21 protein-coding genes are annotated in these 19,604 nt (G+C 43.1%); 10 read left to right on the top strand and 11 right to left on the bottom strand.

What is annotated here, in order from left to right; translation table 11 throughout:
• Window positions 1-11: 11 nt before the first annotated feature.
• On the bottom strand, window positions 12-959 hold the full coding sequence (gene glsA, locus PG766_RS13315) for a glutaminase A (RefSeq protein WP_022220511.1): 948 nt from the start codon (window positions 957-959) through the stop codon (window positions 12-14).
• Between the two features lie 194 nt (window positions 960-1,153).
• Here glsA and PG766_RS13310 point away from each other — a divergent pair, with 194 nt between their 5' ends.
• Both PG766_RS13310 and PG766_RS13305 read left to right on the top strand, forming a co-directional pair.
• Entirely contained in the window at window positions 1,154-2,389 is a 1,236-nt protein-coding gene (locus PG766_RS13310) for an MFS transporter (protein ID WP_173699476.1), read from the top strand.
• A 175-nt stretch (window positions 2,390-2,564) separates the two neighbouring features.
• On the top strand, window positions 2,565-3,614 hold the full coding sequence (locus PG766_RS13305) for a LacI family DNA-binding transcriptional regulator (protein WP_173699477.1): 1,050 nt from the start codon (window positions 2,565-2,567) through the stop codon (window positions 3,612-3,614).
• Window positions 3,615-3,760: 146 nt separating this feature from the next.
• On the opposite strand, the gene PG766_RS13300 is transcribed toward PG766_RS13305, so the two are convergent.
• Window positions 3,761-5,359 (bottom strand): AAA-like domain-containing protein, encoded by a 1,599-nt coding sequence (locus PG766_RS13300; protein ID WP_117824024.1) that lies wholly within the window; start codon window positions 5,357-5,359, stop codon window positions 3,761-3,763.
• A 165-nt stretch (window positions 5,360-5,524) separates the two neighbouring features.
• Between PG766_RS13300 and PG766_RS13295 the strand changes: the two genes are divergently transcribed.
• From PG766_RS13295 to PG766_RS13270, 6 genes are all read left to right on the top strand, one after another.
• Window positions 5,525-6,019: a GNAT family N-acetyltransferase gene (locus PG766_RS13295; RefSeq protein WP_055155958.1), complete on the top strand. Its 495-nt coding sequence runs from the start codon at window positions 5,525-5,527 to the stop codon at window positions 6,017-6,019.
• Between the two features lie 12 nt (window positions 6,020-6,031).
• On the top strand, window positions 6,032-6,313 hold the full coding sequence (locus PG766_RS13290) for a nucleotidyltransferase family protein (protein WP_055155959.1): 282 nt from the start codon (window positions 6,032-6,034) through the stop codon (window positions 6,311-6,313).
• A gap of 73 nt (window positions 6,314-6,386) precedes the next feature.
• On the top strand, window positions 6,387-7,166 hold the full coding sequence (locus tag PG766_RS13285) for an HD domain-containing protein (RefSeq protein WP_173699479.1): 780 nt from the start codon (window positions 6,387-6,389) through the stop codon (window positions 7,164-7,166).
• Window positions 7,167-7,345: 179 nt separating this feature from the next.
• Window positions 7,346-7,738 carry a GntR family transcriptional regulator gene (locus tag PG766_RS13280; RefSeq protein ID WP_173699481.1) on the top strand — a complete coding sequence of 131 codons (393 nt, stop codon included), beginning with the start codon at window positions 7,346-7,348 and terminating at the stop codon, window positions 7,736-7,738.
• Window positions 7,735-9,150 (top strand): hypothetical protein, encoded by a 1,416-nt coding sequence (locus PG766_RS13275; RefSeq protein ID WP_173699483.1) that lies wholly within the window; start codon window positions 7,735-7,737, stop codon window positions 9,148-9,150. Before PG766_RS13280 ends, PG766_RS13275 begins: the two co-directional genes overlap by 4 nt.
• Before the next feature lie 141 nt (window positions 9,151-9,291).
• A complete protein-coding gene (locus tag PG766_RS13270; RefSeq protein WP_173699485.1) occupies window positions 9,292-9,639 on the top strand; it encodes an Hpt domain-containing protein in 348 nt (115 codons plus the stop codon).
• Between the two features lie 66 nt (window positions 9,640-9,705).
• Here the strand turns inward: PG766_RS13270 and PG766_RS13265 are convergent, their stop codons facing one another.
• From PG766_RS13265 to PG766_RS13235, 7 genes are read right to left on the bottom strand one after another with little or no spacing between them, the layout of a single operon-like run.
• Window positions 9,706-10,761 carry a type IV pilus twitching motility protein PilT gene (locus tag PG766_RS13265; RefSeq protein WP_055297463.1) on the bottom strand — a complete coding sequence of 352 codons (1,056 nt, stop codon included), beginning with the start codon at window positions 10,759-10,761 and terminating at the stop codon, window positions 9,706-9,708.
• 19 nt (window positions 10,762-10,780) lie between these two features.
• Entirely contained in the window at window positions 10,781-11,233 is a 453-nt protein-coding gene (locus PG766_RS13260; RefSeq protein WP_173699487.1) for a hypothetical protein, read from the bottom strand.
• A gap of 4 nt (window positions 11,234-11,237) precedes the next feature.
• The gene (locus PG766_RS13255; RefSeq protein ID WP_173699489.1) at window positions 11,238-11,636 is read right to left on the bottom strand and encodes a hypothetical protein; all 399 of its coding nucleotides are present in this window, start codon (window positions 11,634-11,636) and stop codon (window positions 11,238-11,240) included.
• 14 nt (window positions 11,637-11,650) lie between these two features.
• Window positions 11,651-12,139, bottom strand: a complete 489-nt coding sequence (locus PG766_RS13250) for a DUF4860 domain-containing protein (protein WP_173699491.1) — start codon at window positions 12,137-12,139, stop codon at window positions 11,651-11,653.
• Between the two features lie 12 nt (window positions 12,140-12,151).
• Window positions 12,152-12,490 (bottom strand): hypothetical protein, encoded by a 339-nt coding sequence (locus tag PG766_RS13245; protein WP_173699493.1) that lies wholly within the window; start codon window positions 12,488-12,490, stop codon window positions 12,152-12,154.
• Between the two features lie 12 nt (window positions 12,491-12,502).
• Window positions 12,503-13,555: a type II secretion system F family protein gene (locus PG766_RS13240; RefSeq protein WP_243271142.1), complete on the bottom strand. Its 1,053-nt coding sequence runs from the start codon at window positions 13,553-13,555 to the stop codon at window positions 12,503-12,505.
• Window positions 13,556-13,613: 58 nt separating this feature from the next.
• Entirely contained in the window at window positions 13,614-14,585 is a 972-nt protein-coding gene (locus PG766_RS13235; protein WP_270590979.1) for a transglutaminase-like domain-containing protein, read from the bottom strand.
• A 189-nt stretch (window positions 14,586-14,774) separates the two neighbouring features.
• Here PG766_RS13235 and PG766_RS13230 point away from each other — a divergent pair, with 189 nt between their 5' ends.
• Both PG766_RS13230 and PG766_RS13225 read left to right on the top strand, forming a co-directional pair.
• Complete coding sequence (locus tag PG766_RS13230; RefSeq protein ID WP_173699497.1) at window positions 14,775-16,019, top strand: BTAD domain-containing putative transcriptional regulator; 1,245 nt, start codon at window positions 14,775-14,777, stop codon at window positions 16,017-16,019.
• 47 nt (window positions 16,020-16,066) lie between these two features.
• Window positions 16,067-16,498 (top strand): hypothetical protein, encoded by a 432-nt coding sequence (locus tag PG766_RS13225; protein WP_173699499.1) that lies wholly within the window; start codon window positions 16,067-16,069, stop codon window positions 16,496-16,498.
• Window positions 16,499-17,090: 592 nt separating this feature from the next.
• Here PG766_RS13225 and PG766_RS13220 read toward each other — a convergent pair.
• On the bottom strand, window positions 17,091-18,173 hold the full coding sequence (locus PG766_RS13220; protein WP_117836400.1) for a P1 family peptidase: 1,083 nt from the start codon (window positions 18,171-18,173) through the stop codon (window positions 17,091-17,093).
• Between the two features lie 68 nt (window positions 18,174-18,241).
• Window positions 18,242-18,751, bottom strand: coding sequence for a peptidylprolyl isomerase (locus PG766_RS13215; protein WP_173699501.1), 510 nt, complete (start codon window positions 18,749-18,751; stop codon window positions 18,242-18,244).
• Between the last annotated feature and the right edge of the window lie 853 nt (window positions 18,752-19,604).

Genomic DNA, 19,604 nt, shown 5'->3' with positions numbered 1-19,604 from the left:
ATCGTCTTTTTTTATTCTTCTACCTTCCACTCTCTGGTATCAAAGATGTGAAGATGCAGTGCTTCTGAAATATATCCCAGCAATTCGCAGCCTGCGATACAGTTTCCTTTTTTGTCAAGAGACGGTCCGTAGATCCCGATTCCCATTTTCTTTTTCGACACGCTAAGGAGACCTCCGCCTACTCCACTTTTAGTCGGAATTCCTGTTCTTAATGCAAATTCTCCCGATCCGTCATACATTCCGCAAGTAAGCATAATGGTCTGCACCATCCGCACAGTCTGAGATGAGATCAGACGTTTTCCGGTGGAAAGCTGCACTCCGTCATTTGCCAGCAGAAGACCGAACCTTGCCAGATCTCTTGCATTTACCGACATGGAACACATCTTGGTATAAAAGGTAACACTTTCTTCTACATCGGTATCAATGATGTCCTTACTTTTTAAAAGATAGGCAATCGCCTTATTTCTTGCGCAGGTCGCCATCTCAGACTGAAATACGGCTTCGTCTATCGCGATCTCCGGATCTTCGCATACTTCCTGCATATACTTCTGCATATCTTCGATGGAATAATGGTTCACTAGCAGACTTGCAACCGTAATTGCTCCGGAATTGATCATCGGATTAAAGGGCCGGTTGCTCCGGTTATCCAGTTCTACCAGTGAATTAAAAGCCTCTCCCGACGGCTCCACGCCCACATGATCAAACACAAACTCTGCTCCAAACGTTTCCAGCGCCAAGCACAGTGCCATTACTTTGGAAATGGACTGTATCGTAAATCTGTCCTCTGTATTTCCGGTCTCAAATTGATTGCCGTCTATTGTGTAAAGGCAGATCCCCAGTTTATTCTTATCTGCCTTGGCAAGCTCCGGAATATACGATGCGACACTTCCATACCGGATCACACCTTTTCCGATACGGATGGCATTTTCCAGTATTCTCGTAACTTCTTCTGATTTCATCATATTCTCCTTTTTCGCTCAGTCGTAATCCCCTACAACTGCTATTTCCTAAGTACTAACATACATCATTTTCCGGCTTCAATCAACCACCATTTTTTGTTGATACCCGACGGAATAAGATAGACAAAAAAGTGCCCGCATTGTATATTATTAGTAGTTTGGAACTGGGGAATATGCAAAGGGGAAAACGTATCATGAATCTAATTTCACAATACAAAGGTCTTAGAAAAGAAAACTATGTCTTATGCTTCGGACGCTTTGTGACGGCCATGGGGGCAATGGTCCGTCCGATGCTGACGATGATCTTAAGCCAGAAGCTTGGGATGAATGCCGTGCAAGTTGCCTGGATCACGGCACTGATGGGGATCCTGACGATCCCGGCAAATCTGATCGGTGGAAAGATGGCCGATCGTTTTAATAAGAAAATGAATATCGTTTACCTGGATATGATTTCCGTCATTTCTTATATCATCTGCGGACTGATCCCGCTGACGACAAAATCCATTGTCCTGATGTTTATCGCATCGACCTGCCAGAACATGGAAAATCCGTCCTACAATTCGCTTACTGCGGATATCACCCTCAGCAAAGACAGGGAGAGAGGGTATTCCCTCCAGTATCTGACAGCAAATCTCGGCGGCGTGATGGCTTCTGCTGTAGCCGGATTTATGTTTCGCAATTACTTATGGCTTGCATTTTTGCTCAGTGGAATTTCCATCGGCACTTCTTCTGTGATGATCTATTTCTTTGTACAGAATATCACACCGGAAAAAGAAGAAAGTGATAGCAACGCCATTTATCAGGCCGAACGCCACGGGGAAAGCCTGCTGACGATTCTTAAAGAAAACCGGCTTGTTCTGCTGTTCATTCTGATCACCAGCGGGTACACAGCACTTTACCAGATGTATAATTATCTCTTTCCTATGGATCTGATCCGTCTACACGGGGATACCGGTGCGGTGATATTCGGAACAGTTACAAGCATCAACTGCTTTATCGTTGTTCTCTTCACACCACTTATCACTCAGATTCTGAAGCGATCCTCCGAACCAAAAAAGACAATCTACGGATTTTTACTGACACTGGTCGGCTACGTGATGTTCATCCTCTTTTCCGGACACATCCCGTTCTATTATGCGGCAATGGTCGTACTGACATGGGGTGAGATTTCTTACATGCTGGCGGAAAGCCCGTACATGACCAGGCGTATCCCATCCAGCCACCGCGGAAGAATCCACGGGCTGATGGAGATCATCCGTATCGGATTTATGAGTCTGTACCAGCTTTTGATCGGATTTATTTACAAAAATCATACGCCGATCTTTACCTGGGTCATCGTTCTTCTGACAGGAGTCGCATTCATGCTTCTGGCTGTTATCTTAACGAAAGAGGACAAAAAACGCTATAAAAATCTGTATCGCAGATTATAATAATGATGTGAACGGCAAAATTTACTTTTGACACTCACATCATTTTAAAAAGTTATAACCAAAACAATACAGGCAAGACCAAGATTGGATTTTCTCCCTTCTCCGGTCTTGTCTGTTATTTTGCTTTCCACTATAATAAGAGTATCAAATACAAAGGAGTTTCATTTACCAGATTATGACCATCAAAGAAATCGCACAGCTCGCCGGTGTATCCAGCGCAGCTGTATCCAGATATCTGAACGGCGGCTACGTCAGTGAAGGGAAAAAAGAACAGATCCGTAAAGTCATCGAAGAAACCGGATACCAGCCATCCGCACAGGCGCGTATGCTTCGTACCAAAAAGGCAAGCCTGGTGGGCGTGGTCGTCCCGAAGATCAATTCTGAATCCATCAGCCGGATCACTGCCGGAATTGAAAGTGTTCTCGCCGAAAGAGGCTATCAGATGCTTCTTGCCGGAACCGACAACACCCCTGCAAAGGAAGTAGAATACCTCCGGTTATTTGAAAATTATCCGGTGGACGGAATTATTCTTGTCGGTACGATGTTCACCGCCGGTCACCGGAAATTTTTAAAAGAGACAAAGGTTCCTGTTGTCGTGATCGGACAGCGCACCTCACACGCAAACTGCATTTACCACGACGATTACGGTGCAGGAAAGGCAATGGGACAGGCCGTTGCCAGATTCAGTAAAAAAGGAGTTGCTTACATCGGCGTTACCCGTGATGACAAAGCTGCAGGTGCCGCAAGAGAGGACGGATTTATCGCAGGACTCAAAAATGCAGGTGTCACGCTTTTCGAGGAAAATAAGCGAACCTCAGCCTTCACGCTGGAATCCGGATATGAGTCTGCTCTGGATCTTTTGGAAAGCAAATGTGATATCGATGTCATATCATGTGCAACCGATACCATAGCAGCGGGAGCAATCGAAGCCATTCAAACCTACTTAAAAAAGCAGATTCCGACAAATGCAGCCGATGCAGGTGCAAGAATGCGCTATATCCTTGAAAATACGTCCATCCGAGTAACCGGATTCGGAGATAACCAGATGTTAAAAGCCGTCACCGGAGGAATCCCAACCATCCATTTCGGCTACAAAACCAGTGGAATCCGCGGCGCAGAGCTACTTCTTGACAGTATTGAAAGAGGAGAACAGATCCCGATCGAGATGAAGCTCGGCTTCCGTCTTGTTGGAGCAGACCCTTCAGACTCCGAAAATCTTACCTGATTTTCCTGATTTCCCGGAGTTTCTTAAGGAAACAAAAGTTTCTTTCAACACTTTTCACAAAAAACAATATGAATTATCAGTAAAAATGCTGTATCCTGCCTGGCAATTTTTAATTCTGATTGTTACACAATTTTTAATTCTGACTGTTACACAATTGCTTCTATAATTGTCTTTCCGTCAATTGTAATTTCTTTGATACCGGTTTCTTTTTTCCTGTTAAAATTAAAGCTGATCATATATCCTTTCTTCACATGGTAATCATTAAGATATTCTATCAACTGATTTTCCCCACGATTATTATATTCCTTTCCATGCCAGATCTTCATTTCTATAATATACTGTTCACCCAAATAGTCTACAATAATATCTGTCCGTTTCTGCTCTCTGGTTTGAGTCTCTATATAATAATTGCCTGTTCCATTGATAATCGGTCTTAAATACAAAAGAAAATATTTTCTACCTTCATCTTCAAGAAATGTCTCGTCACTGTCGCCATATAAATCATGAAAATGCTGCACAAATTTTTCAAGGACCAATCTCATATTCAAATAACCATTTGTGATAAACTGATTCTTGTCAATCAACGATGCCGCATAGATTTCCTTTTTCTGCATCTCCGCAGATGACAAATACAGATTATATAACCAGGTTTCAAAAATACGATTGGAAACTGCAAGCACTCCATTTTCATTTTTCACAAAGCCGAACATGGTCGCAATATTGATGGATGTCTCATAATAATTATACACAATCGCTTTTCCCGTAAATAGAAGTGAATAGAGCATACTATTCAGTTCCGGATAGCTTTCCAGTTTTTCACGCAACGACTCAAACAGCATATTTTTTTCTGAAAGCAAAATCCTTACCGCTTCCAAAAATCCCTTCTTCGTCCACGCACTTTTCTTACCGCCATACTCCTTCTTCACACTGATTTCCTCATCCAGAAGCTGACATATCCTAGACACCAGGAATGGATATCCGGATGTATACTCTCTGATCAGTCCGGCAAGTAATTCCACATCCATTCCTGTATGATAATCTTTTTCATACTCATCGAGCATTCCTGCAATTTCTTCTCTTGAAAAGCTCATATCCACTTTAAAATCCGCTGCGATATTCCACGGACTGTTATATTTATGAACTTCATCCGGACGGATTTTCCGCCTTAAATTCTTTACGTCATATACACCCGCCAAAATAACAGCTCGAAATGTCGGCTGTATATCTCTTTCAATATACTGAGCACGAAGCTGAGCAAGAAAATCCAGAAACACCTGATTATTCGATGCACTGTCAACCTCATCAATCATCAGTACAATCTTTTTTTCAGCTGCCGCACAGAGATCACTCAACTGTTCAAACAGCTCTTTTAAGGAAAAATACTTATCTGTATAATCCGTACTATGCAAAATATTTTTTATCGCATCTTCCAGTTCTGGTGAAAGAGTATTTCTTTTTAACGACCGCAAAAATGAATTGATAAATGCTGCCGAAAAAACATTTCCATTTTCAAATTTATCATTGTCAAAAGTCTGAAAATCCAGAAGGACAACATAATATTCTTTTTGCAGATAGCGATACAATGCACGAAGTGTTGTTGTCTTTCCATATTGCCGCGCACGATTGATCGTAAAATATTTGCCGGCATCTACGAGGCTTTTGATCTTCTCCAGCCGTCCGGATATATCGACCATATAATGTTCTTCCGGTATGCATACTGCTGTTGTATTGAATACTTTTGGCATCGTCTTCTCAACTCCTTTTCGCACCACTGTTTCTTAGATTTTATCATTGCGGTGGGGGAATGGCAAGGGATTCTATCTTTCAGTTTTCTTCTCCACCTTTTCTTTTTTTATTTCAAATGTTATACTTCATATACAGCAAAAAACAGATAAAGGTAACGAAACACTATGTTAATCAGAAAAACACTTCCAGAAGATGTAGACACGATTTTAAATATTTTTGACACCGCACGCCAGTTCATGCACGCAACCGGAAACCCGACACAATGGAATGCAAATTATCCGGCTCTCGAAGATCTCGAACCGGATATCCAGAATGGTAACAGTTATGTCTGCGTAGAAAATGATAAGGTCGTTGCCACTTTTACACTCATCATCGGAGACGAGCCGAACTATCAACTCATTGAAAATGGAAGCTGGCGTTCCGAGACTCCATACGGAACCGTTCACCGCCTTGCATCTGACGGAACAACCAAAGGGATTGCACGGGCTTGCTTTGATTTTTGCAAGACACAGATCTCACATCTGCGTGTAGATACCCACAAGGATAATCAACCAATGCAGGCTTGCTTTAAGCAGAATGGATTTGAAGAATGTGGGATTATTTACGTCAGTGACGGGACTCCGCGGATCGCTTATGAATTTATTAGGATATCTGAATAGAGGGGTATTTTTATGACAATCAATAGTATTTTAGAAGAAATTATAAATCTGGCAAAAAAATATTCTGCTTCTACCGTTATTCTTTTTGGTTCCCGTGCCAAAGGAACTGCGACAGAACGAAGTGATATTGACATCGCCGTATCCGGTATTCCAGATACAGAAAATCTACGGGAAGAGCTTGATAATTTACCCACTTTATACACAATAGACCTTGTCAATCTTGATGAATGTGGAAATCAGTTATTATTGGAGGATATAAGAAAATATGGACGAGAAATTTACAAAAAGATTTGAATCCTTTAAAAATTCACTGGCATCTCTTTCAGAAGCTACTCACTAATCATATATTTCCAGGAGGCTTAATTTCATGTACTATCCACTCGCACAACAAGAATTTGAATCTTACCTTAACGGATACGACCGCGAAAATGACCGCATAAAATTAAAAATCATCCACACCTACGGCGTTGTAAAGCAGGCAGAAGAGCTTGCCGGAAGGATGCATCTTTCAGCCGAAGACACCGATCTTGCAAGGCTGATTGCACTCCTTCACGACATCGGACGTTTTGAACAGTTAAAGCGCTACGACAGCTTTGAGCCGGGCACAATGGACCACGCTGCTTACGGTGTAAAGGTACTTTTTGATGAAGGCATGATCCGCCGCTTTCTTCCGAATGATAAATGGGACTCCATCATTTACACTGCAATCGCCCATCACAGCGATTATGAACTCCCTGAGATTTCAGATCCGCAGACACTTTTACATGCAAAGCTGATCCGTGATGAGGACAAGCTGGACAACTGCCGGGTAAAGCTCGTAGACTCCACAAGCACCTTTCTTAACGTTTCTGAAGAAGAACTCGGTACACAGAATATAACCCAAAAGGTATACGAAACAGTGTTTGAAAATAAATGTATCCTTTCCGCAGACCGCGTCACACAGATGGATTACTGGGTATCTTATATCGTCTATTTCTTCGATATTAACTTCAAAGAAAGCTTTGATATCATAGCGGAAAATGACTACTTAAACCGCATTATTGACAGGATTCCATATAGCAATCCTTCTACAAAAAAGCAAATGGAAAAAATTCGGACTTATATGCAGAAGTTTGTTAACTCACATACAGGCAATCGGTTATCTTAACCTTCTTAGTTCACGAAATCAATGAACTGACATATGCGCTTTCAGGAAAACAAATTCTAAGATTTATTTGCACCTTGAAAGCGTGTACATCATTTTCCTGTTTTTTTCATCCTCCTATTGTATTATTTGTATTACGTGGTATAATACAATCAAATCCCACAGAAAGGAGATGCCGATATATGATCATCAAGATCAACATGCAGTCCGAAATCCCGATCTACCTTCAGCTGCGCAACGAGATTGTCAAAGGGATCGGGCGAGGGGAATTTGAGCCGGGGGAATCGCTTCCGACCGTCCGCCAGATGGCAACCGATCTCGGTATCAACACCATGACCGTCAGCAAAGCTTACCAGCTTTTGAAAACAGAAGGCTTTCTCGAGACAGACCGCCGTAAGGGAACAACCATCTGTTATCCCACTTCCTCTGCTCCACAAGATAACCGCTTTGACGAAAAGCTGACAGATGAACTGGAACTTTTAAGCGCAGAAGCAAAGTTCCACGGCATGACTTTGGCAGACTTCCTGGAACTCTGCCAGAGAGCATTTAACGAAATGGAGGTAACAGCGAAATGATGATGCTGATTATATTTTTAATTACAGACATTTCCATGGTCGGCATCTTTGCCGGAGTCTATGGAAATATTGCAAACTACCGGGAAGGAATGCTGATGGGAGTCCATATTCCTAAATCTGAACTTGAACATCCCGACGTAAAAGAGCTTCTCCAGCTTTATAAAAAGCGCAACCGCCAGTTTTATTTGTGGAACATGCTTGCAGGAATTGCGGTATGCCTGCTTTGCTTTACTTACTTTTCTATTTTTATTACCGTATGGACACTGTGGTTCGTAGAATTCTGCCTTCTTACCATCCTCCGTGTCTATCATTATCATCAGAAAGTATACGACATTAAGCAGAAAAATGGATGGATCAGCTCAGCAAATGCAGATGTGTCCGCTGCAGTGGATACCCGCACTTCCTCACAAATTGCGAAAAAGATACTGCCGGCAAAGCTTCATCTGATCCCGGCTGCAGTGATTCTGATCCCTCTGTTTTTCCCGCAGGTCCGTACTTATCTACTGACCGAAAGTGATGGAAGAGTCATGCTTCTCTGCACAATTCTTGTCGCGGCAGCTTACATGGGTACCGGCTATTTATTCGCCCATATGCCAAACAAAATTTACAGTGAAAATTCACAGATCAACCTGCAGATCAATGCACTGGAAAAGCGTTTATACACCATATTCCTTTTTGTCTCCAACATTTGCAATACCGGCGCCTATCTCGGGATCATCCGGGATATTGCATCCAGCAACTGGATTGGCGGAGTTGGAATGGGCATCTACATTTTCCTCGAACTGATACCGGCTGCCATCATATTGATCATGTTTTTCTGGCTGCGTAAGGAAAAAGAGCGGATCCTCTCCCAGGACAGCACACCATTTTATATTGATGATGACTATTACTGGCGGAAAGGCTGGTACAACAATCCAAATGACAAACGGTATTTTGTACAGGACCGTGTGAACAGCATGAATTATTCTCTAAACTACGGACACCCTTCTGCAAAATATGTCACCGGAGGAATGCTCGTCGGCACCGGGCTTCTTCTCCTCTGGATGTGTATCCTCTGTATCCGGATCGATTTTACACCGATCCGCCTGACAGAAAATGCTGCCCAGTATTCTATTACATCCGGCTACAAAACAGCAACCTTTGCTCTTGCCGATGTGGAATCAGTAACTCTTCTGGATCATCTGCCGGATGAAAAATTCTACCGGTCTGATGGCTCCGAAGATAACAGCAAACTTCTCGGTAATTTCCGTGGCAGCGAAACCGGACATTGCCAGATGTATATCTGGATTGAACATCCTCCGGTTCTTCAGATAAAGACAACAGATACCACCATTTTTCTGAACAGCAGCAACGAAGCACAGACTAAAGAATGGTACGATCAGTTAAATGATGCAATTTCTTCGAATAAATAAGCCTTTTTCATTACCATGACAATGCATAATACGAAATATCTTGTAAAGCGTAACGCGTCATGCTACAATCATGTTAAAATGTTGGGGGCAAAAATATACGAATTTCACAAAGATAAAAAAGTTCAGAAAGGACTGTAGACAATGACACTTCAAGAATGTTATGTAAAAATTGGTGGCGATTATAATGATATTCTTCACCGGTTTATGAATGAAAATATGGTACGCAAATTTGTCCTCAAATTTCCGCAGGACAACAATATGGCTTTATTTGAAGAATCCTGGGCTAAAAAGGACTACGAAACCGCATTTCGTGCAATGCATACCTTAAAAGGTGTTTCCGTAAACCTTGGATTTACTGCACTTTACAATGTCAGCAGTGCTCTGACCGAAAAGCTCCGCAGCCAGGAATACGACAACCTTGACGGTTTGATCGCCGATGTCAAAAAACAGTATGATATCGTGATCGAAGCAATTGCAGCCCTTGACTAAATCTTAAAACACTGACGATAAACAGGAAGAGACTGCTTCACCGCAGTCCCTTCCTGTTATGTTTTTCTATAACTTTTTCTTCAGCATTTCCGGATTTGATGCATAGGAGAGAGCCGTCTCCGCCGTGATCCTCCCATCTTTATACAGATTCAGAAGACCAAAATCCATCGAATGCATTTCTTCTTTATTAGACGAATACACGACTCCATCAATCTGCGGAACCTTATTGTCGCGGATCATATTGCGGATCGCCGGAGTGATCGTCATGATCTCAAATACCGGGACCTGTTTTCCATCCACTGTCGGCACAAGCTGCTGTGAAATTACAGCCTGCAATACCATGGACAGCTGAACTGCAATCTGCCTCTGCTGGTTTGCCGGAAATACATCAATGATACGGTCAACCGTATTTGCTGCTCCGATCGTATGCAGGGTAGAAAATACCAGATGCCCGGTTTCCGCTGCTGTCATTGCCACATCGATCGTCTCATAATCACGCATTTCACCAAGCAGGATCACATCCGGGCTCTGCCGGAGCGAAGCACGTAGTGCATTGACGTAGCTTTCCGTATCCACATTGATTTCCCTCTGGCTTACAATACTTTTATCATGCCGGTGCAGATACTCGATCGGATCTTCCAGCGTAATGATATGCTTTTCCATTGAATGATTGATCTTATCCACCAGACAGGCAAGCGTAGTAGATTTTCCACTTCCCGCCGGTCCGGTCACAAGCACCAGACCTTTTGACAGGTTATAAAAGCTCATCACCGGGTCCGGAATCCCGATCTCATTCGGCTCCGGCAGTTCAAATGTGATCACTCGGATAACGGCTGAGAGCGCACCCCTCTGTTTGTACGCACTGACACGGAATCTCGAAAGTCCCGGAACAGCAAAAGAAAAATCATCATCTCCTTTTTCTTCAAGAACCCGGATGTCCCGTCCTCCTGCCAGCTTATATAATTCCTCAACGCATTCTTTCGTCTGCGGCGGCATCAGCTTTTCTTCCTTCTCCCTGCAGATTCTTCCATTTGCCCGATAAGAAACCGGAAGACCTGCTACAACAAATATATCCGATGCATGATTTAAAACTGCCTGCTGAAGCAGTACAATGATATCCATAGCTCAAACTCCTTTCGCGTCAGTCACTTCCAAGGACCGGAAGTGTTGACTTTTCTTCCCATTTCTCAGATGCTGACTCTTTCCATTTTACAACCTTCTGCGTTCCCTTTACCGGATCTACCAGGATCTCGACTTCCAGATTCTGACTGTCCGTGACCGGAACCACATAGGAAATATCCAGATTCGCTCCGTCTTCTTCAGCTGTCACGCCCTCAATCTGCCGAATCGCAAATACAGGATCCTCTTTTGCAAATGCATCATCGATCTGCGCCATGATCTGCGCCGCTTTTGCATTTGCCTCACAATACGCCGTTTCCCGGCCGGCAAGCTGCTGACTATAACTCTGATCCCTTTTCGCACTTGACAGTGAGAGTGTGGCAAATGTCACCAGACACAGGATTACAAAGATCACAAGCAGGTACGACGTTCCGATCTGAATCCCCGGGTACGATCCCCGTTTCTTTTTCTTCATCCCGTCACTCCCTTTCCGTGCCTGTCATCCGGTCTGTTTCCACCGAATAGATTTCTTCCGGCTGTTCTCCGGACAGGCGCTGCACCGTAAATGTTCCATGCAAAAGCTTTCCATCCGGCTCCACCCGGATCACGATCTCATACGAAGCCTCATCCTTACTGCATTCCTGCCAGTCTGCGTCATAGAAAACCTCCGTGTCCTCCGCCAGCGCATCCGCAAGAAAAAGCTCTGTATACCCGGAAACCTTCTCAAGCGCCGTATTCAGTTCCTGTGTCCCGCGGCTGGTCGTGTGCGCCTTCACAAAAATCTGCACACACACCGCAGAAGCAAGGCAGAAAAATAAAATTGCAATCATCAGTTCCAGCAAAAACAGGCTGGAACGCTTTGCCGGTGTCCGTTCCATAAATCTTCTCCAATCTATCTTGCAGCGCTCTTCACACTGACAAATGTATCTGTCTTTTTCCCGTCTTCATTTTCACAATACAGATGAAAAATCCCATCTGAAATTTCCTTAGCCCCGAAGTCCTTTGTTTCCAGGATTTTCCGTCCATCGGATGCCTTTGCTTCCGTTCCATCCTGGATAAAAAGCTCTCTTAAGTATCCATCATACGCATACAGATATGTCACATAATCCTTCTCATCATAACGCTGCCGGATCACGAGAACATTTTCCCCATCGAAAGTTCCATCTGCTATCGCACCATTTTCATCATTCTGGTGGATTTTCTCCGTCACATAGGCAAGTGCCGTCCGTCCCGAATAGGAATCTGACGAGGCCTTCACCTGCCGGCTGTAAAATCCCGATGCCAGAACCACAATGGCGACCGATGATGCCGCCAGCACGAAAAAGACTGCAAGAGGAAAAAGAAAATCAATCACATGCTTTTTTTCATTTCTACGCTTCATGCCCATTTCCTCCTATCGTTCGATCACCGTAATGTCCGGAAGAATATTGGCACCGGCAATCTGATAATCAATAAAAAACTGCTTCTTGTCATACTGGATCCCACAGTTTTCCGTCAGATCATCAAGCGTCTCCGGATAGTGTCCTTCCAGCGCATAGTACTGCGTCACACCACGCCAGAGTGCATTTTCCAGACTTTCCTTCTGTCTGCGTCTTGCTGTGTCCGAAAGCCTTTCAAAACCACTGAAAAAAGCACTGCAGATACATACAAACAGCAGAAGGGACAGACAGAAATTTCGAAGTGGACGCTGCCGTTTTCCGTGATAAAACCGTTCCCGTTCTTTTCTCCACATAGCATACGCCTCCTAAAGTCCTGACATAATTCCAAGAAGCGGAAGCATAACCGACAGAAGGATCGTTCCGACGATCACCGACAGGATGATCACCAGCGTCGGTTCCAGAACTGCGATCATAGAAGAAAGCTTTTCATCCACTTCCTCCTCACACTCATCGGCAATCCTTCCCATCATCTCATCCATCATTCCGGCTTTCCCGGCAATGGATGTCATCCGCGCATAAACACCTGTGAAAATTCCGGCTTTCACCAGCGCCTCTGCGATATCCGTTCCATTTTCCATATCCGCTTTGCATTCTGCTACTTTCTTCCGGAAATCATCATCCTCGATCAGGTTCTCCGAAAATTCCATTCCCTGTTCCGGCGTCAGTCCGCTTTTCAGTGCCAGTGACATTCCTCCGGCAAACCGGCATGCCGACAGCTTATCCTTCAGCTCCCTTGAAAATGCAAACCCGGATCCGATGTGATAGAGTTTCTTTCTGCCGCTCTCTGTCTTTGTAAAATAAATACCCGCACAGACGATCACCGCCAAAAGTACCGCAAACACCGCCGAATATCTGGAAAGAGCATTGCCTGCAAGCAGGATCCCTCTTGAAAATCCGGTCATTTCCTGACCAAACTGGCGGAACACCTGATCAAATACCGGCATAACCTTTGTCATCAAAATGATAATGATCACCAGCATCATCCCGATCATCAGAAGAGGGTAGGAGATGGCACTCCGGACACTTCTCCTGATCGCTTCCTCTCGGTCATAATGCTCTGCCAGAGATTCCATTACTTCATCTAAAGTTCCTGTCTCTTCTCCGATCTGCGTCATACGGATCAGATACTCCGGAAATACTTTCGTCTCTTCCAGCGCCTGATCCAGCCTGCCCGTATCCATCACTGACTGATAAATCTCATCCAGCAGCTTTTTTTCTGCCTTCGTCTGCGCATCCTCCCGGAGAAGATCAACTCCCTCCAGGGAAGAAATCCCGGACTTCAGGATCATTGCCATTTCACTGCAGAACGAAGCAATTTCCAGATTCGTAAGCTTCCCCTGCTGTGTCCGCTTTTCCATACTTGCCATCCTCCTTTTCACATTCCTGCCACATTCTTCTTATCCGGCTTCCTTTTATCTAATAGGTATACTTTGTGACATAATTCTTTCCATTTCCCACATACTTCTTCACATCCGAAGCACTGTTGTTTGCAGCAAGTGTCGGATCCATGATCGACCAGTTCTTTCCGTCAAATTCAATGATGTTATCCACCCAGCCGATCTCATCAACATAACAGCTAATCCATGCATGATACACATCACCGGAATAGCCAACCTCCAGCTTCGTCGGAATCCGCTGCGACCGGAGCATTGCCGACATCAACGCCGCATAATCAAAACAGATTCCTTTCCCGGTATCCAGTGTCTCATCCGGATCCGGTGTGTACCCATACGGAACATTCTCCGCTTTCTTTTTATCATAGGAAATATTTTTAATTACAAAATTATAAATCTGCGTTACCACATCCAGATCAGAATAGCAGTCCTTTCCTGCAAGACTCTCACCCTTTTTTACACACTTGGAATCTGCCGTGAAATTCACATAATAATTCGGATGCAGAAACGGGGCAAATTCATCTGTGATCTGTACGTCCAGATCCTGGGTAAAGCTTACCGCATACAGATTGTCCTCTACAGACACACTCTCCAGAAGTGTTACCTTATAAGAACCATTCCCGCCCGGAAGCGGATAAACCGCATAATCACCAACAACCGTAACCGGATAGGTATACTCTGTGCCATCCGGGGATGTCACCTGGAGCTTGACTTTTTGATTACTTCCATTATAACAGATCATCACATAGCCATCTGCCGTATGGGATGCATCCAGTACAACCAGATCATTTCCATATGTCACTTCACCGGAAGCCTCCGTCTGAAGCACCTGCGCCGACGGATCTCTCGGATCCCCCTTTTTCCCGGACTGGCTTTTTTTTCCCCCCGATGCACATCCGCCAGATATCAGTACACCTGTCAGAAATAGCAGAAAAAAGAAAAGAAAAATCCTCTGCCAGCGTCTTTTTTGTTCATATAAATCGTTCTGCCGCACAGAATTCCTCCTTTCTTTTCCACAGTGAAACAGTCCCAAAAACTCAACTAGAAAAATTATAGCATAATCAAAACATTAAAAGAAGTTATTTGGTCTAATATGCTTTAATTTATTTGACAAAAAAATCAAAGACCATTACAATAGAAATCAGTTATAAACCATCACAATAGTAAAATTGGGGGTTAATTTATGAGTGATCATTTACCTGTCTTAAAGGTTCGTTTATTCGGAGGATTCTCAGCAAGCTACGGAGAAATTCCCGTATCATTCGGACGCAACACAACGACAAAAGCAATGAAATTGTTGCAGATATTACTCTACCATGGCGATACCGGTATCTCCAGAGATAAGCTTCTTGATGAACTGTACGGAAGAGAAGAACTTGCCGATGCTGCCAACAACCTTCGGGTAACCGCACACCGTCTTAAAAAAATCATCGTAGATGCCGGACTTCCGAGTCATGATTATATCAACATCAAAAAAGGTATTTATCGATGGGATGCTCCGATGCCGACCGAAGTTGATGCACATCAGTTTAAGGTTCTGTCAAAAGACGTACAGACGTGTACCGATAAGGTAAAAAAGCTGACACTTCTTAAGAAGATCTGTCTGATGTACCGTGGGGAATTTCTTCCGGAGCTTTCGGGAGATGAATGGGTTCTTGTTGAAAGCGTCCAATATAAGAATATTTATTCCGAATCCCTTCAGGAGCTCTGTAAGCTTCTGATCGAACGCGGAGATTATGAAGAGACACTTCGTTTCTGTGAGCCGGCATGCCAGTTATATCCGTTCGATGAATGGCAATCCGTCCGCATCGACTGCTATATGGCATTGAACCGCTATAAGGATGCTGTGCAGGAATATGAGAACACTGCTAAATTATTTTTCGAAGAGCTTGGAATCCGCCCTTCTGAACATATGATGCAGCAGTTCGAGCAGATGAGCAGCCGCCTTAACTACAAACCACAGGAACTCGGCGACATCAAGGAACGTCTGAAAGAGGACGATATACGCGGCGGTGCTTTTTACTGCAGCCTGCCAAGTTTCCGTGACAGTTACCGTCTCGTTTCCCGAATCATTGAGAGGAACGGACAGTCCGTATACTTAATGTTATGTAGCATCACCAACGGAAAAGGAATGCCGATGGACAAGCCGGACAAGCTTGAAGTTCTTTCAGGTGAGCTTCAGAATACGATCCAGCAGTGTCTGCGTAAAGGAGACTCCTTTACCAAATACAGTCCATCACAGTTTCTGATACTTCTCGTTGGTACGAATAAAGAGAACTGCAGCATGATTTTCGACAGAATCCAGAGATACTTCTCCAGAGAGCATAAAAGCTGGAAGCAGTACCTGGACTACTTCGTGTCCTCTGTAGCCGAAGTAGACCGGCAAGATTCACCGATTCAGTTCAATACTGAGAATAAAACCTGGTAAGCTGCAATCATGTTATCTTCGCAGCAGGGCAGAAATGGAGATAATTTATGGAACAGAGCTATCAAATCAGTTGGTATGCACCAAACTTTATTAACATGTGTATTGATAATATTAATGATGGAGAGCTGTCCGGTCGGATTTATCACTGCTACAGCAAAGAACCTTGGAAATTCACCAATATCCTTCAGCTGATCGAATTAGCTGATGATTTCTTCGACAGACTCGAATTTCCACAGGCATCCACCAGCGCACGTTCTTTCACTTCAACCCAGTTTTCAGGTGTTGACCGGCTTGATAAAGTACGGTCACCGGAAGATTTCATCGAGAATCGTGGACAAAAAGGGACTTTCTTTCTCAATGTCAGATACCGCCAGAATTCATCCTGGCAGGGCATCGTCCGCTGGGTCGAAGGTAACTCTACGCAGCAGTTTGTAAGCGTACTTGAACTGCTTAAAATTCTCAGCAATGCATTAGTTTAAAGGAATGGCATTGTGAGAGATATCATTACATGAATGAATAAGAATTATACAGGCATTGTCTGATCACGGGATGTGATCGGACGGTGCCTTTTAATTATCTTATAATTTTATTCTTTCTTAATTGCTTTTCACCAAAAACTCCAGTACCATCTGAATAGGCATATGTAGAAAATCAAATCATATATCATATATGAATTCTTTGATTGTAGAAAAAATTATATATCTACATGAAACATGAGATATGGCGAATTTACTTATGAACTGTTTTCTATTATAATGGAGGTAAACAATGGAAAAACAAAAGAAGAAATCTCGCCATAGCAAACACCCCCACAACCGGCAGTATAAAGACCGGTTATGGAGAATTGTAGAGCAACTTTTTATAAGTGATTGAGATAGCAGAAAAGTAACAGATAATAAGAAAAGAAATATCCTTGTTTTGAATTACAATAATTATTGTGTAAAGTTTTCATCGCAAGTTAATTTTACCACAAAAATAGAACCTTTCGCATGAACGAATGGTCCTATTTCTTTTAGGGACTTATTTCACAGCCCCTTTCTTTTTAATTGCACTTATTCTTTTGTCCAGTCTTTAGTTTTCTCTATCCTCAAGATATTCCGCAAGGCTGTAATACAGTTCGCCTGCTATTCCACGTGTCTGATTTGCGGCAGTCATGGAATTCAAGATTGCCTCCTGCTCTGCTTCTGCCGCAGCAAGGAAAGCACGGTCGATTATGTTTTCCGGAATTGCTGATATCTGCACAAGTTCCTCCTCATAGCCGGATGGGATTCTGTTTGCAGTCGTAAATCCAATCATAATCTCCCCACTGCCATGACCTGTATAACCACCGGTTCGTGCGATACCAACACCGGTTCTTTTCAGAATCCGTTTGAGCTGACGACTTGTCAATGGAAGGTCTGTAGCCAGAATACTCATAATAGAACCTTTATCTTCTTCAGATGCAGCCATATCACTCTTTTCCTGTTTCCATTCCAGAATTTTAGGACCAACAGCTTCGCCATTCAGTACAAAATCTTTCGTTGCACCAAAGTTTGACTGAACCAGAACACCGATGGTGTATTCTTTTTCTCCAATCGTGATCACGCGGGATGCAGAACCGATTCCACCCTTCATGCCATAGCAGGTCGTACCGGCACCGGCACCTACATCACCTTCTTCGAATTCTTCCGATGCTAATGCAAAAGCCTCGCGCACTTCTTTTTCACCAATTGCACGTTTCTGGATATGATTGATCCGACAGTCATTGCACTCGCCTACGACCGGATTGATACTCTGAGGTTCTATTCCATCCTTCCGGCACTGTTCAATCACGATCTCAACCATTGCATCCAAAACCTTTCCGACATTTAACGTATTGGTAAGAGCAATCGGTGTCTCGAGGGTCCCCAGCTCCTCAACCTGCACAACACCGGCACTTTTTCCGAATCCATTATGAATGTATGCAGCTGCCGTATAGTGCTTGGCAAATGCATTGTCCGGTCCAGGAACGATCACGGTTACACCAGTATGATTTTCTTCTGTCTTCACCGTACAATGCCCTACCCGTATACCAGGCACGTCCGTAATTGCATTCCTTTCTCCTGTTTTTACTCTTCCGGGTACAATTCCAAAGTCCCGAATCCTTTTTGCCCCATTTTGGTTTCCTCCTTGGATTTTGTTGTATTTTTCAATACATGCTGATTTCAGTATAGCACATTTTCTCCGTTGAATGATTTAATATTTCATTTTATGAGTCTGACTTTCGTGATCATCTCTGTTTTTACCGGTCTGTGATAGACAAATCCTGACTGCGGTTCAATGGCTTCTTCTACTTCTACATGTTCCAGTCGTTCAATCTCATCCCAGCCATCGATCACTTTTCCGATTACGGTGAAATTACCATTCAATCTCTCGGAGGCAGCAAGGGTGATATAGTACTGGCTGCCGGAACTATTCTCTGGATCTCCTGCCATGGCAACAATCCCCCGATGAAAAGTAATTTTGGCATTTTCAGGATTGGTTTTAAATTCCGGTTTGATCATGATATCGATTTGTGGATCAACACCATCAAAAAACAGTGGCTGAAGGACAAATCCCGGTTCCAAACGTTCAATGGCTCTTCCGTCAAATATTCTCTTCTCTGCGAGTCGCATAACACTTGCGCAGGCAATCGGTGTAATTTCCGGCCATAATTCAAAGTGTATCACAGCATTCTCATTTACAGTTATTTCGATGATTGGTTTTTGATTCATTTTCATATTTCCTTTATCTCATTATTTTTTTCGAGGGTCAACCCACCCGTGTATGTCCCTCTTTGTATTTCATTATACAGCTTTTGCTGAAATACTCAAAGTGGAAGTTACCGCCCAAATCCTACTTCGACCAGGTTGGTTCTTCTTTCCCGGTATAATTGAATTTACCATCATTTTACTGCGATATACTTGCAAGAGATTTTTACACCTTTCAAGTTTCTGTTTGTGTGTAACAAACAAAGTGATTTGACTTTTTTGTACGCCAGAATAAAATAAAAATGGTGATTTTGCATTTTATTGACTGTATTCTGACCGGATACTATGATTTGTGCGTAAAGAATAAATGACAACATAACAAAAATAAAAAGAGGAATACAGAATGAAGAGTACAAAATTATTTCGGAATGTAAGGCTAAAAGGTCAAAAAGAACTTGTTTCGATATTACAGCGACCTCGAACGTGCTACCGAAGACATCGAATACCAAAAGAAACTATTAAAAGAATTAGGCATTGAATAATCCCAAAACATAAATCCCATGTCCGATCACAAACTAAGATGCAATTCATCTTTTCCTGTCATCCGGCATGGAATTTTTCTTTTTTATTCTATAGAAAATTTTATTCTTTCTTAATTGCTTTTCACAAAAGACTCCAGTACCATTTGAATAGGCGTATGTAGAAAATCGAATCATATATCATATATGAATTCTTTGATTGTAGAAAAAATTCTACATGAAACATGAGATATGGCGAATTTACTTATGAACTGCTTTCTATTATAATGGAGGTAAGCAATGAGAAGACAAAAGAAAAAATCTCGCCATAGCAAACACCCCCACAACCGGCAGTATAA

The organism is Coprococcus sp. LG101-27, assembly GCF_027695515.1.
Taxonomy (GTDB): Bacteria; Bacillota; Clostridia; order Lachnospirales; family Lachnospiraceae; genus Allocoprococcus; species Allocoprococcus comes.
This window is presented reverse-complemented; position numbering and strand designations above follow the sequence as displayed.

Excerpts from the sequence above, each read along its gene's own strand:
- PG766_RS13300 (WP_117824024.1), bottom strand. The coding sequence starts at position 5,359 with ATGCCAAAAGTATTCAATACAACAGCAGTATGCATACCGGAAGAACAT.
- PG766_RS13215 (WP_173699501.1), bottom strand. The coding sequence starts at position 18,751 with ATGAATCAAAAACCAATCATCGAAATAACTGTAAATGAGAATGCTGTG.
- PG766_RS13280 (WP_173699481.1), top strand. The coding sequence starts at position 7,346 with ATGATCATCAAGATCAACATGCAGTCCGAAATCCCGATCTACCTTCAG.
- PG766_RS13250 (WP_173699491.1), bottom strand. The coding sequence starts at position 12,139 with ATGAAGCGTAGAAATGAAAAAAAGCATGTGATTGATTTTCTTTTTCCT.
- PG766_RS13245 (WP_173699493.1), bottom strand. The coding sequence starts at position 12,490 with ATGTGGAGAAAAGAACGGGAACGGTTTTATCACGGAAAACGGCAGCGT.
- PG766_RS13270 (WP_173699485.1), top strand. The coding sequence starts at position 9,292 with ATGACACTTCAAGAATGTTATGTAAAAATTGGTGGCGATTATAATGAT.
- PG766_RS13295 (WP_055155958.1), top strand. The coding sequence starts at position 5,525 with ATGTTAATCAGAAAAACACTTCCAGAAGATGTAGACACGATTTTAAAT.
- PG766_RS13285 (WP_173699479.1), top strand. The coding sequence starts at position 6,387 with ATGTACTATCCACTCGCACAACAAGAATTTGAATCTTACCTTAACGGA.
- PG766_RS13310 (WP_173699476.1), top strand. The coding sequence starts at position 1,154 with ATGAATCTAATTTCACAATACAAAGGTCTTAGAAAAGAAAACTATGTC.
- PG766_RS13265 (WP_055297463.1), bottom strand. The coding sequence starts at position 10,761 with ATGGATATCATTGTACTGCTTCAGCAGGCAGTTTTAAATCATGCATCG.
- PG766_RS13290 (WP_055155959.1), top strand. The coding sequence starts at position 6,032 with ATGACAATCAATAGTATTTTAGAAGAAATTATAAATCTGGCAAAAAAA.
- PG766_RS13275 (WP_173699483.1), top strand. The coding sequence starts at position 7,735 with ATGATGATGCTGATTATATTTTTAATTACAGACATTTCCATGGTCGGC.
- PG766_RS13240 (WP_243271142.1), bottom strand. The coding sequence starts at position 13,555 with ATGGAAAAGCGGACACAGCAGGGGAAGCTTACGAATCTGGAAATTGCT.
- PG766_RS13260 (WP_173699487.1), bottom strand. The coding sequence starts at position 11,233 with ATGAAGAAAAAGAAACGGGGATCGTACCCGGGGATTCAGATCGGAACG.
- PG766_RS13255 (WP_173699489.1), bottom strand. The coding sequence starts at position 11,636 with ATGGAACGGACACCGGCAAAGCGTTCCAGCCTGTTTTTGCTGGAACTG.
- PG766_RS13225 (WP_173699499.1), top strand. The coding sequence starts at position 16,067 with ATGGAACAGAGCTATCAAATCAGTTGGTATGCACCAAACTTTATTAAC.
- PG766_RS13305 (WP_173699477.1), top strand. The coding sequence starts at position 2,565 with ATGACCATCAAAGAAATCGCACAGCTCGCCGGTGTATCCAGCGCAGCT.
- PG766_RS13230 (WP_173699497.1), top strand. The coding sequence starts at position 14,775 with ATGAGTGATCATTTACCTGTCTTAAAGGTTCGTTTATTCGGAGGATTC.
- glsA (WP_022220511.1), bottom strand. The coding sequence starts at position 959 with ATGAAATCAGAAGAAGTTACGAGAATACTGGAAAATGCCATCCGTATC.